At 27.1% G+C, this 12,317-nt stretch carries 16 protein-coding genes and 3 tRNA genes; 12 read left to right on the top strand and 7 right to left on the bottom strand.

Going from position 1 to position 12,317, the window contains the following annotated elements; all coding sequences use genetic code 11:
- The first annotated feature begins 102 nt into the window (after positions 1-102).
- Positions 103-189: transfer RNA gene (locus BGS43_RS08120), tRNA-Leu, on the top strand.
- Positions 190-634: 445 nt separating this feature from the next.
- Here the strand turns inward: BGS43_RS08120 and BGS43_RS08125 are convergent.
- A complete protein-coding gene (locus BGS43_RS08125) occupies positions 635-1,438 on the bottom strand; it encodes a hypothetical protein (RefSeq protein WP_025398943.1) in 804 nt (267 codons plus the stop codon).
- Positions 1,439-1,461: 23 nt separating this feature from the next.
- On the bottom strand, positions 1,462-2,085 hold the full coding sequence (locus tag BGS43_RS08130) for a hypothetical protein (protein ID WP_025398942.1): 624 nt from the start codon (positions 2,083-2,085) through the stop codon (positions 1,462-1,464).
- A gap of 231 nt (positions 2,086-2,316) precedes the next feature.
- Between BGS43_RS08130 and BGS43_RS09900 the strand changes: the two genes are divergently transcribed.
- The 5 genes from BGS43_RS09900 to BGS43_RS10155 are packed head-to-tail and all read left to right on the top strand — an operon-like array spanning position 2,317 to position 4,723.
- On the top strand, positions 2,317-2,814 hold the full coding sequence (locus BGS43_RS09900; RefSeq protein WP_002826603.1) for a hypothetical protein: 498 nt from the start codon (positions 2,317-2,319) through the stop codon (positions 2,812-2,814).
- Complete coding sequence (locus tag BGS43_RS09905) at positions 2,795-3,703, top strand: hypothetical protein (protein WP_257841456.1); 909 nt, start codon at positions 2,795-2,797, stop codon at positions 3,701-3,703. The genes BGS43_RS09900 and BGS43_RS09905 overlap by 20 nt, the downstream gene beginning before the upstream one ends.
- Positions 3,630-4,139 (top strand): hypothetical protein, encoded by a 510-nt coding sequence (locus BGS43_RS10145; protein ID WP_257841457.1) that lies wholly within the window; start codon positions 3,630-3,632, stop codon positions 4,137-4,139. Before BGS43_RS09905 ends, BGS43_RS10145 begins: the two co-directional genes overlap by 74 nt.
- Positions 4,140-4,143: 4 nt before the next feature.
- Positions 4,144-4,404, top strand: coding sequence for a hypothetical protein (locus tag BGS43_RS10150; protein WP_245149612.1), 261 nt, complete (start codon positions 4,144-4,146; stop codon positions 4,402-4,404).
- Positions 4,379-4,723, top strand: a complete 345-nt coding sequence (locus BGS43_RS10155) for a hypothetical protein (RefSeq protein WP_245149611.1) — start codon at positions 4,379-4,381, stop codon at positions 4,721-4,723. Before BGS43_RS10150 ends, BGS43_RS10155 begins: the two co-directional genes overlap by 26 nt.
- A gap of 723 nt (positions 4,724-5,446) precedes the next feature.
- On the opposite strand, the gene BGS43_RS10160 is transcribed toward BGS43_RS10155, so the two are convergent.
- Entirely contained in the window at positions 5,447-5,587 is a 141-nt protein-coding gene (locus tag BGS43_RS10160; RefSeq protein WP_245149616.1) for a hypothetical protein, read from the bottom strand.
- A gap of 380 nt (positions 5,588-5,967) precedes the next feature.
- Here BGS43_RS10160 and BGS43_RS10165 point away from each other — a divergent pair, with 380 nt between their 5' ends.
- From BGS43_RS10165 to BGS43_RS08170, 5 genes are all read left to right on the top strand, one after another.
- Positions 5,968-6,087 (top strand): hypothetical protein, encoded by a 120-nt coding sequence (locus BGS43_RS10165; protein WP_002825544.1) that lies wholly within the window; start codon positions 5,968-5,970, stop codon positions 6,085-6,087.
- A 380-nt stretch (positions 6,088-6,467) separates the two neighbouring features.
- Positions 6,468-6,839, top strand: coding sequence for a 3'-5' exonuclease (locus BGS43_RS10170; RefSeq protein WP_245149615.1), 372 nt, complete (start codon positions 6,468-6,470; stop codon positions 6,837-6,839).
- A 74-nt stretch (positions 6,840-6,913) separates the two neighbouring features.
- Complete coding sequence (locus tag BGS43_RS10265; protein ID WP_374220169.1) at positions 6,914-7,048, top strand: hypothetical protein; 135 nt, start codon at positions 6,914-6,916, stop codon at positions 7,046-7,048.
- 17 nt (positions 7,049-7,065) lie between these two features.
- The gene (locus tag BGS43_RS09915) at positions 7,066-7,215 is read left to right on the top strand and encodes a hypothetical protein (RefSeq protein WP_002825541.1); all 150 of its coding nucleotides are present in this window, start codon (positions 7,066-7,068) and stop codon (positions 7,213-7,215) included.
- 659 nt (positions 7,216-7,874) lie between these two features.
- Positions 7,875-8,801 (top strand): hypothetical protein, encoded by a 927-nt coding sequence (locus tag BGS43_RS08170; RefSeq protein WP_096569389.1) that lies wholly within the window; start codon positions 7,875-7,877, stop codon positions 8,799-8,801.
- A gap of 125 nt (positions 8,802-8,926) precedes the next feature.
- Here the strand turns inward: BGS43_RS08170 and BGS43_RS08175 are convergent, their stop codons facing one another.
- Together BGS43_RS08175 and BGS43_RS08180 are read right to left on the bottom strand one after the other, a co-directional pair.
- The gene (locus BGS43_RS08175; RefSeq protein WP_002818847.1) at positions 8,927-9,946 is read right to left on the bottom strand and encodes a fla regulon two-component system sensor histidine kinase FlgS; all 1,020 of its coding nucleotides are present in this window, start codon (positions 9,944-9,946) and stop codon (positions 8,927-8,929) included.
- Positions 9,943-10,827, bottom strand: coding sequence for a DUF234 domain-containing protein (locus BGS43_RS08180; protein WP_096569392.1), 885 nt, complete (start codon positions 10,825-10,827; stop codon positions 9,943-9,945). The genes BGS43_RS08175 and BGS43_RS08180 overlap by 4 nt, the downstream gene beginning before the upstream one ends.
- Before the next feature lie 34 nt (positions 10,828-10,861).
- Between BGS43_RS08180 and BGS43_RS08185 the strand changes: the two genes are divergently transcribed.
- On the top strand, positions 10,862-12,136 hold the full coding sequence (locus BGS43_RS08185) for an aminotransferase class V-fold PLP-dependent enzyme (protein ID WP_072213556.1): 1,275 nt from the start codon (positions 10,862-10,864) through the stop codon (positions 12,134-12,136).
- Positions 12,137-12,139: 3 nt separating this feature from the next.
- Here BGS43_RS08185 and BGS43_RS08190 read toward each other — a convergent pair.
- Together BGS43_RS08190 and BGS43_RS08195 are read right to left on the bottom strand one after the other, a co-directional pair.
- Positions 12,140-12,216: transfer RNA gene (locus tag BGS43_RS08190), tRNA-Asp, on the bottom strand.
- Between the two features lie 21 nt (positions 12,217-12,237).
- Positions 12,238-12,313 (bottom strand) — tRNA-Val (locus BGS43_RS08195).
- Positions 12,314-12,317: the final 4 nt, after the last annotated feature.

Consider the following 12,317-nt stretch of genomic DNA (forward strand, 5'->3'; position numbering starts at 1 on the left):
TACAAAACTCCATTTAAGCAAATAAAAAATAAATTTTAAAATATTTTATATATTTTTAAAGTCTTTTTTAGTCTAAAATAGATATAATTACACCTTTACAAAGCCTGAGTGGTGAAACTGGTAGACGCGCCAGACTCAAAATCTGGTAAGGGCAACCTTGTGTCGGTTCGAGTCCGACCTCAGGCACCATTTGTTTTTTGCTCCCGAGTGTTATTTTTTGGCAAATTATATTCAAAATATTAAAAAAGAGTTTTTATATTTTCAAAAATAGCTTCCTGATTATACCATGTGAGTTTTATAATATCTTCTAAAGCTTTGAAAAATCACTAGGAACTTTGATAATCAAATTTTCATTTTTAAGTTTAATTTCTTAAATAATAGGTTTTGTTATCATAGGAAAAACTTTGGTTTAAAAATACTTTTTTTAAAGAATGCATACTCTTTATAGAAAAAACTTCTTGATAAATTTTATTTAAATTTATATCTACTAAAATCCAGTTGCATTCAATTGCATTACTCAAATTTTTTAAAATTTCTCTTTCGTATTGCTTTTTTAAAACCTTGCTATTTTTTCAAATCAATTGGAGATGTATATTTTCATTAACAAATCACACCTGCTAAATCTATCATTTACTTACTTCAACCTCACATTCATAACCATATTAGATAAAAAAATACCATCTTTATCAAAACTTTTTGAGTCATATTCTAGTTTTAAATATCTTTTTTGTATATCTTGCATTAAAGTTGAAAGATTGTATAAACTTAAACTTTCTAATATATTTATAAGTTCTATCTTGCTTAAAGTATTAAAATCATTTAACAAGCTAAGATAATTACTTACAATAGAAGAAGAATTTATATTATGAAATACAATTTTATTTTTTATATCTTCTTTAATAAAAAATTGATTATTTTTTATATAAAAATAATCTTTAAGATGATGATTACTTAATATTTGATTGTAAAAACTTAAAAGACTTTCTTTGCTATTTAAGTCTATAAAATTAAGATAAAAAGTCTTTTCTTCTAAAGCTAATTTTAAAGCATTAAGATTAGTAAAAGAAGTATTAAGATTTTCATCATTCTTTAAAGCATAAACGGCATTTTCTTGTTCTTGTTTTTGAGTAATAGCATATTGTAATAAAGGGTTTTTATAGTATGTATCGCTATTGATTAAAACATTGATATAAAAAGCTTCTTTGCTTTTTTGAGTTAATTGAAGTAAAGATAAAAGTGTAGAAGGGATATAAAAAGAATCAAGCTTTAAGTTTAAATACTTATCATAAGTATTTATATAAGCTAATTCTTGATTAAAATCTAAAGGCTGTTCTTTTGAATTTAAAAGCATTGTTCCGCCTAATCCTAATAAAGCTAGATTTTTGAAATTCTCTAAAGCTTTTCTTTTTTCTAAATCGATTTGAAGTGTTTTTTGCATTTGTTTTTCCTTTCTTTTGTGGTTTAATCTTTGATATTATGTTCTTTAGCACAAGCTCTTATCTTAACTCTAAGCTTTTCAGGAAAGTTAGCTCTATAAATAGTAGGGATTCTAGGATCAAGTTTGGCGTCCAAATCTCCTTTTTGATAAATCCATTCCAATCTTTCAGGGGTAAAATAATAAGGGGCATTAGGATAGCCTTGAGGAGGAGTGAGGGCTGCGAGTTTGGCGCTTAATACTAGGGTATCTTTGAATAAAGTGGCTTGTTGTTCACTCCAATCATTTGGAGTATCTACATCAAAGTTAGTTTTCATCCCATTTCTATATCCATCCATAGCATCATCAAATTCATTTCTACTTTCAGGAGTAGAATCTATATCTCTTGGATCTTTTATCTTACCTTCAACCACATCACTTCTTAAGGCTTTATATATATCCCCAAATTCATCTTCAGAAATTTGATATTCGTTATAATCAATCACCCAATCTACTCCCATAATCTCATCTATAAAAGGAAGCATACCAAATTCATCAGGTTTTAAAGTCTTAGCTAAAGTTTTAATTTGTTGTTCTCTTAAAGGATTTTTATGCACTCCTACTAAACCACTTCCTACTGCAATATCTGCATAACCATAAATAGCACCCAATAAATTAGGTTTATCTAGTATACTACTTCCTCCACTTAATTGTATATAAAGTATAGTTGCTTGGATAAATCTTGCATTAAAACCATAAACACAAATTAGAAATATGCAAAGAATTCAATTATATTACAATGGCAAAATTTCAGAAGATTTAAAAAATTATTATTATCCTTTTTATGACTTTAAAAAAGCTCCTATACTTGATGGTAAAGATATCATTAAAAAATCAATGAGTTGCAAAATAATTACAAAATATTAAGCCCAAAAGATACAATAGACACTATTCATATAAGTTCAAAACCTTATTTATTAAAAGCTTTATATTTTTGTGAAAGTTTTACTGAATTAAAACAAGATGATGAAGTTCTATGGGATGAAAAAAGTATAAAAGAGTCATTTCCTTACGATTCTAGTTTTTATATTATATTCTTACTACACAAGGATAAAATCACAGATACTTATTTAAAAGCAAGAAAAGAGCTTTATAAGAGTATTATAGCATTTAATCAAATTCAAAATAAGAATATATTAGAACAAGATAAAGAAGATTTTAATCTTTTATCTACTCACTCTAAAAACCTAAACCATTTCATCTTAGAAAACAAAGACAAAAATAAAAGAATTATCTTTTTAAATAATGCTTCATCGATGTCAAATTTAATCCATATTTACGATAGTCATTGCGATATTTTTATTAAAAATGAATCTTTACTTGATATTAAAAGAATATGATATTAAATTTAAAGAATTTAATACAAGAGTGTTTTTTTATGAAAAACTTCTTTTAGGTGCAAAAGAAAATAATGAATTTTTATTTGAAGAAAAAGAAGAAAATTTACTTTATCATTTTAAATACGATAAAGAGGATTTAAGCTCTTTAGGAGATTTAAATATAAAATATAATATTTATAATGCAAGGATTAAGAATTATTCTTTACTAGAAGAAAGTTTAAATATCAAATTAAAACCTAAAGAGCTTAAAAAAGAAATTGCCTACAACAATACAAGTTTTATTAAACTTTCAAAAGAACCTTTAAATGAATCCTTATCCAGTGCTAAAGAACCCTGCTTGATCACTTTATATTTAAAAGATGAACACAACAAGCCTATTGCTAATGCTAAAATCATCATAAAAGGCTTTAAACATAATGAAGCCTTAAGAGTAGTTAATCTAAAAAGATGCAGTGATGAAAAGGGTAAGATAAGATTTGATAAAGAAAAGTATTTTAGTGATTGTTATAGCTTTAAAGTAAAGCTTGATGAAAGCAAAGCTTATTTTACTACTCCTTTACAAAATGCTAAAAGAATATTTAATAATTATACCCATCACAAAGTTGGACTCATACTTAAATTTAAAGCTAAAGATCATTTAGTTTATGATGGATTTAATATCTACCATTACAAAGGAAATGAATTAATTAATTCTTATATGGCAAGAAGTGGCACTGCTAAGGCAGACAATGAAAAAAGAAGTAAAAAACAAATTCCACATTATTTTTACCAAGATGAAAAAGATAAAAGCAAAAGTGGAAAGGCTTATTTTTACTATGATGATGAAAGCATTCAAGATAGATTTGGCACTTTACCTGAAGGGGGGGGGGTATTATTTAAAAATCAATGAAATAGCTAAAGATACTAAGCCTAGCTTTTTAAAAGATTATCCCTTTGAGATAGGAAAAACTTGGGGAAGATATTGCGTAAGATTATATACCGATAAAGAATGCTCTAAAACTTTTAAAGAAACAAAAATAAAAGAAAGCGATAAAATGCTAAATTGGAGTTATGTAGAGTGCAATAGTGAGCAAAAAATGCGATATTTGTTGGATACTGATTGTCATTCTATTGAGGCTAAAGATCTTAAATTTATAGATAGTTTTAAAGGTAATATTTGTGGATTTCATTTACCTATAAGTAGAGATAATGAACCCATAAAAGATACAAAAGATTATAAATATTACATCATAGTCTTTGCTTATGATGAAAAAAAGGTTATGCCTAGTTTAGAAGACTTTCATATAATTATAGATATGAGCTTTAGTAGGAGTTGGAAGGGATGAGAGCGTGGAAGAAAGCAAGCTAAGGAATGATTTTAATAGTGATATAATTCAAACAAATTGTATTTTTAGTGTTCTTGAGGCTGTAGAGTTTTTAAAAGCTTGCCAAAGTCTAAAAGAAGGAAAAAATGAAATAGATAATTATGTTTTTTTCAAAAACTATCCCCAATTTGTAGGAAAAATCGCTTATATATACTATAGATTTGATTTGATTAATAAGGAATTTTTATCTTGTATGGAGTTTGAGAAAATTTATCATTGCTTATGATATAGGTTTGTATCAAGATAAAAATAATTTATTTTTTAATTTAGCTACCTATAAAATACATAAGAATCATTCTTTTTACATAGAAGCAAATAATCATTTAAATTTTAATCTTATTGAATTATTTTTCTCAAATATCTCTCCTTTGGAATATGCTGTGGGTTATTTGCAAAAAGAAGAGATAATATATAATGGGGCTTTAGAATATTCTTTAGGAACTCTTCAAAAAACTTTAAATACCACAACCCAATTTCATAATAAATTTTATTTTAAACTGAAAGAAAGACCCTTTGAATATGCGCAATATTTTAAACAAAAATAGACTTAGCTGAAATAAATTAAATTTGCTCACTTTAATGCAATCAATCAGGATGAAAAATCGGCGTGAAGACTGACTTATTTTAGAAAATTTATTAGAAAAGATGAGCAATAAAAAGTAAAAGAAGTATATTTTATAGGATTTTTGATATAAAAATAATTATAATCGGCTTTTGTGTATAGTTGTTGTATTTAGATTAGCATGCTTTAAATTTTTTGCATGACTACAAGGTTTGTTCCTTTGGTGGTTAATTTCATAGCTAAAAGTATGCCTTAATAAGCGCAGTCCTTTCTTGATTATTGAAGCTTTGGCATAAATATTATTTACAATCATAAAAGCATTACTTCTATTTAAATGCTTCCCTGTCCTGGTTTACATCATTATACTTGAAACACTCAAGCTCATCCACAATTTCTGCTTTTTTTATAAATGCAGTTTATTTCTTTACTACCCTTACCTATTATAGATATTTTTAAATATTTCATCATTAACCTCCTTAAAATCACAAAGTTTTACATTTAATGCTTTGAAATTCTAAGTCCTCTATAAAGTATAAGTTTAATTATCATAGCATTCCTAAAACTGCTATAATCATCTTTTTTTGCTTTTTTCTTTCTAAAACATTATTTCATTCTCACCAAGATAATTTAACTTTTCTTCTGCTTTTTCAGTTTTAAACCTAATTTGTTCATATCAAAGCTAAAAAGGAATAAGTCATCATTATTATCACTTATAAAAAAAGCTAGTTAATACTCTCAAATAAGTAGTTTTTGTTCTTTTTGATAATTTATTGCTATTTTTTAAATTATTTTCCAAATAATTAAGAAAATTAATCAAAAAAGTTGTTTTTATATCATTTATTTGCATTTCATCCTGATATTTTAGTAAATATTCCACAAGCTCTAAAAATACACCTATAAAACAATAAAGTGTTCTTTAAATATAATATTATCTATATAAATAAAATTTCATATAATCCACATACAACATCAGAAATTGATAATAAATATTTATCTTGATTTATCTTATTGATATTTTTAAGTTTTATTCCAACAATTTCATAAAACTTTGGCTTTATTGTATTTAATTTATCTTCAGTGTAAAAAATTTATATTTTGCAATTAGTCCTTCAAACAATTTTATAAATGTAAAATCTATATTTTCAAGTTCTTTGCTATACAAATAATTATTTATAACTCCTTTTAATTCAACTTACAAAACCAAAGCTAGAATATGATTTTATTTTAGTGGATGAAGCACAGGATATCAATGCTTGTGTTATTGACATTGTTCTTAATCAAAAACAAGCTAAAAAAGTTTTTATAGGAGATACTTTTCAAAGCATTTATAAATTTATAGGGCAGTAAATTCTTTAGAAATATTAACATCTATGCCAAAATCTCACACTTTATACCTAGCACAAAGTTTTAGGTGTCCACAAAAATAGCTTTTATTGCCAACTCTTATTTGAAAATTTTAAATGCTCCGCGAGATTTTAAGGGAATAAAAAAATCAGGTGAAGAAAGTGTCAAAAAAGAAGCAAAAGCTATAGTGTGTAGAACTAATGCTAAGTTATTTGATATAGCTGTAGAGAATTTAGATAAAAAAATTATTTTTTGTAGGAGGGATAAATAGTTATAGTTTTGGTGAGTTATTAGATATACAAAATCTTCTTTTTAAAAAACATAAATATATCAAAAACCAATTTATAGCAAAGTTTGCTGATTTAAAGGAGCTTCTTGAATATATTAATGAAACTAAAGAAGTTGATTTAAAGCAAAAAATCTTTGTTCTTTTCAAATATGTGCATAGCGATATTATAAAGCTTATTAAAGCCATTGAAAAAAGTAGCGTAAAAAAACAAGAACAAGCGGATTTAATTTTAAGCACGGGACATAAAAGCAAGGGGTTAGAATGGAACAATGTTGAAATTATTGATGATTTTTTAAACATCAAGCAAGAACTTGAAGAAAAAGATCAAATTGCCATAGCAAAAGAAGAATTAAATCTTTTATATGTGGCAATCACAAGAGCCAAAGACTCTTTAAATATTAACAAGGATTACTTGCTTGAAAAAGAATTTGTACAAGAGAATTTAGAAAGGATAATAATAGAATGAAAATAATTAAAAAATTACAAAAAGATGGAAGCTTTAAAAAGCAAGTTTATTATTCTGTTTAGGAGGTTGCACAAATACACTCAGTAACGCATGTAACAGTTCGCCTATGGATTTCAAGAGGAATTTTAAAAGGCGTGAAATTAGGCAAAGAATTTTATATATTAAAAGAAACCATTCTTGATTTTCAGAAAAATGATGGTTTATTATAATTAAGGAGAGGGAAAAAATGAGCAGTATAGCAAAAGATAGTCATGTTGAAATGAGAGATTTTTTATTTAATAAATATAACAAAATAACTTTTAGTAGAAAAGAATGTGCTGAAATTCTTGGGATATCTTTGCAAACTTTAGATAGATTGACAAAAGATAAAAAATAAAATCAATGAATATAACTCGTTTTGTATTATTCTCCATTGAAGAAATAGCTAAAATTCTCTCAGGGGCTAAATCAACAAAATGAATAGAAAAGATAGGGTTGCACTAGCTGCTTATCATAAAAATAAAAAGCTTACTTGCTTTGGTAAGTGGGCAATTCAAAAGTATATGTTAAAGTATATGTTTTTTAGATATTTAATTTTTAAAGTATGGATATTTAGATATTTGATTAATAAATCACACGCCGACCTCAGGCACCATTGCTTCTTAAAATCATAAAATTCCAAAAAAATTTTATTGTTTATATTTGCTCGAAAAAATGCTTCTATAATAGCTGAAATATTTATTTATAAATATTAAGAATATTTTTATAAATAAAATATGCTTTAAATTATGTTAAATATTTAATTATAAATTATTTAAAAATAATAAGCTCACTCTCTTAAAATAAGATAAAAATAGCCCTGTATTCTTAAATAATACTAAAAATGTATTATTAAACTTAAATTAAACTAAAATTTGATATAGTTCGCGCGATCGTAAAAGTTTAAATAAAAAATTAAAAAGTAATAATTATTTAAACTGAAACATTTATATTATTTTTATAAAAATCATAATGTAAATAAAGATCTATATACCAAAAAAAAGAGAGGGGGGGGGTATGGAAGCAAAAGGAATAGCGATATTTCCTACAGATGTTGCATTTAATAAAAAAACAAATGCTTTTTTTACTGAATTAGAAGATCAGTTTTTAAAAGGAGAAGTCGGCAAAAGCACCATAAAATTAGACTTCGAATACTATATTTTATATTCTCAATTTTTACAAATAGATAGAGAATCCCTATTTTTCGGAAGAAACTATAAACTTGTGTTTTGTTTTTTATTTTATTATAGGGCTTTATTAAATAAAAACAATACTCAAAAAATCGTAGCAAAAATAATTAATGCCATGCGTTGCCAAGAAAGATTACCAGAAAAAATACACTATAGAGAAAAAATAATTTGCATGGATAATCAACACAGAACTCTTTCTCAAATATTAAGTTCATGCATTGTGGAATTTTATAATTCAATTGATCTATACAATACCTTTAAAAAAAATATAGGATTTGAAAACAGAAAGAAAATAGCGATAGAAATGTTAAATCGTGCATCAGAGCACTATGGTTTTTTTGGATTAAACAGAGGAGGAATAACATACAAAGAAGAAAAAATCTCTTTCGTCCCTGTACAAGCTTTGAATGAATTTCATCATGGCATGTCGCATTTATGCGAAGTATTTCTAAAAGAAGATGCACGATATACCAATCTAGAAAGAGCAATTCCTCACTTTAAACGCGGAATGATGGAAGTATACAAAACAATCATCAGAGATTTTCTTATATTAAATCAAGATGCTTTAGGAGTCAAACAAGAAGCTCTAAAAATAAGAGAATTAGAATATCAAACCATAGGAAAACCCGAAACAGTAACAAAAAACCCTACCACAAACCTAACCAGTAAAAAAGAAGAGAAAGTCATCCCAGGATATAAAGAATTATGTGAAAGAATTGTCAAACAAAGTAAAAATACAAACCAAATGATATGAATTAAGCTTTAGTATGCAATTTTAGCTTATTAACTTGCTATTTTGTATACTTAAAGCTATCTTTGATATTTAATTTCAAATTTTAACAAGTAAAAAATTAAAAATTTTATAAGATTTAATTATTATCAATGCAAAGGTAAAACAAAATAAAAATTTTTAGGCCAAATTTCAAATTTTAATTCCCCCTTATGAGCATTAATGATTTCTTTAGAAAGCGATAAGCCCAACCCATTTCCTTTGAGTTTAGTAGTTCTAAAAGCTTCAAAGACCAAATTTTCATCTTTGATTTCGCAACCATTATCATAAACTCTAATGTATAAATTTTGCTCATCACAGCTTGCTTGAATTTTGATTTTAGGATTTTCACACTCGCTTTCTTCAATCGCATCTATGGCATTATAAATTAAATTTTGCAAAACCAAAGACAAAAGTGCTTTATCTCCATAAATTTTCATATCTAAAAACTTAATTTCAAAATCAATTTGAGATGAGTAGTTGTAAGAATTTATGGCACTTTCGCACTCTTCTGTTAATTCTAAAAGATTAAACTCATTTGCATTGATGTGTACACCTTTAGTAAAAAGCAAAGTAGAATTTACGATACGCTCTACCCTAGCAATAGCCTTTTGAATTTCAAGTACGATATGTTTGTTTTTAAGTTCGCTACGAGAAAAAAGTGTAGAAGCAAGCAAGGATATAGATCCTATAGGATTTCTTATCTCATGTGCTAAATGCGCCGCCACACTTCCCATACTAGCAAGTCTTTCATTACGCTTTTCATCGCTAATATCCGTAGCTGAAACTATGGTTTTTTCATTATGAGCGATAATTTTAACCGCATAAAATCTATTCTCAAATTCAAGCTCATCACGATTTTTTTCAAGACTGATAATATCAAGCAATTTAGGTTTTTTCAAGGCTTCTTGATTTTGCAAAATAATATTTTTTTCTTTATCTAAAATCCAAAGCGCACTAGGCAAAACCTCGATAATCTCATCTACCATAGCACGCAAAGAATTGTAATTTTCATTTAAAATTTTATATTCATTTTCTACGATATAAGTTTGCTCTATAAGGCTTTGCAAGCCTTTTTGTAAGGTTTCTTTTTCACTTGAATCAAGACTTTTTAAAATATTTTCATTCATTTATCTTCCTCTAATAAAATTTTAAAATCATTTAAATCTAGCAAAAGTAAATCTTGCTTGCAAATTTTATAAAATTCTTTACTAAAACCATTTTTTGAAATAAGAATATAATGATTGGGCTCTAATTTTAAAGATCTTGCTTTTGATTCTAAAAGATTTAAAATATTTCTACAAATTTTTTTATTTTTAAATTTAACTTCACCGATAAAACTTATCTCATCATCCTTATAATAAAGATCAAGTTCTAAATTTTTATCCCAATAACTTTGCACCCCACTCACTTGAAATTTTTTCTCAAGTAATTCCCTAGAGAGCTGTTCAAAACAAAAACTTTGATAAAGCTCAAATTTCTCTTTAATCAATCCCAAAACTTCTTCATAACGATTTTGTAAAATCAACTTTTCATTGGGCTTTAAAAAATAAAAAAAGAAACGGGTGAAGTGATTGGCAAAGATAATTTTATCTTGTATCACATAAGATCTCAATTCTTTTTTAAGTTTTTGTCGTTTATCTTTTATCCTTTTTGCTTCTTTGCTATGCTCAAGTTTTATAATCCCCGCTCTTAAAAGATATTTTAAAGTTGATAAAGCTTTAAAATGCTGAATTTTTCTATTGATAGAAAAACGCTTACGATTGTTTTTAGCCAGTAAGCTAAGAGCATAAGAAGCGGTTTCATCAAGCTTAAAATAATCTTTAATATGTAAGTAATTTTTCAATAAAAGATATTCTATATTCTCAAACACATCTTCTTCAAAATTTAAACTATCTAAACTCTCAAAACCCTCAAAAACACTATAAAAATCAAAAATTTTAGCTAAAGCTGAAGTATTGCAAAATTTTGCAAAGTGATTAAAATTTATATTTTTCCTTTTTAAAAGTATTTTTATAGTATAATTTTAGCAAATTTTTAAAGGATTGTGCTTGCAAATTTCAGATTTAAAAAAAGAAATAATTTTAAAAAAAGGCACCTTGCATTTTGACTTTACAGCTAGTGCTTTAGCGCTAAAATGCGTGGAAAAAGAAATTGCTAAAATACTACCAAGCTATGCCAATACTCATTCTGATAGCTCTTTAAACTCTTTTAAAACTCAACAAATTTATGAACAAGCACGCAAAGATATCAAAACAAGCCTTGATTTAAGCGATGAATTTGCACTTATTGCTTGTGGATCAGGCTCTAGCAGCGCCATTAAAAAATTTCAAGAATTGCTTGGAATTTACATCCCGCCACTTATCAAAGAAAAGTATTTTGATAAAGTGGATAAAAACACCCTACCCTTAGTTATCGTAGGGCCTTACGAACATCATTCTAACGAGCTTTCTTTTCGCGAAGGTTTGTGTGAATGCATAAGAATTCCCCTAGATAAAAAAGGAAATATAGACTTTGAAATCTTAGAAAAAGTTTTAAAAGAAAATCAACACAGAAAAATCATTGCTAGTTTTTCCCTCGCTTCAAATGTTACAGGTATATTAAGTGATTACAAACGCATTTCTAAGTTAGTGCGTAAATTTAAAGGCATAGTCGCTTTTGATGCGTCAAGCTTTATCCCTTATAAAAATATAGCCTGCAAGTATTATGATGCTTTATTTATAAGCTCTCATAAATTAATCGGCGGCATAGGAGGTTCTGGTCTTTTAGCAATTAAAAAAGAACTTTGCGGAAGTAAACCTAGTTTTGCCGCAGGAGGGACTGTAGGCTATGTTTCGCGCACCTCTCAATGCTATCTTTGCAATGAAGAGGCTTTAGAAGAAGGAGGGACTCCTGGAATTTTACAACTCATTCGTGCGAGCTTAGCTTTTAAAATAAAGGATGAAATAGGCATAGAAGAAATAGAAAAAAAAGAAGAAATTTTAAAAGAATACTTCTTTGAAAAACTAAAAATAATACCTCATTTAATCCTATATGCTAATAATATAAAAACTCGCTTACCTATCTTTGCTTTTAATATTAAAAATATTTCTCCTTTTGACTTAGCCTATGAACTGAGTAAAAAATACCACATAGAAACACGTGCGGGATGTGCTTGCGCTGGTCCTTATGGGCATGATTTATTGGGCTTAAAGGACAATGAGGAATTAAAAACTAAACCGGGTTGGCTAAGAATTAGTTTGCATTATACTCATGAAAAAGAAGATATTGATTATTTCTTTGAAGCACTGCAAAAAAGTATCGCTAAATTAAAATTTTAAAGATGGCGCAGCGGACGGGGCTCGAACCCGCGACCTCCGCCGTGACAGGGCGGCATTCTAACCAGCTGAACTACCGCTGCACCTAAGAAGTAATAATTTAATGGTGGTCACTATAAGACTCGAACTTATGACATCCACCTTGTAAGGGTGGCGCTCTACCAACTGAGCTAAGCGACCTTAA

Origin of the sequence: Campylobacter sp. 110 (assembly GCF_002383965.1) — a bacterium.
In the GTDB taxonomy this organism is placed as follows: Bacteria; Campylobacterota; Campylobacteria; order Campylobacterales; family Campylobacteraceae; genus Campylobacter_D; species Campylobacter_D coli.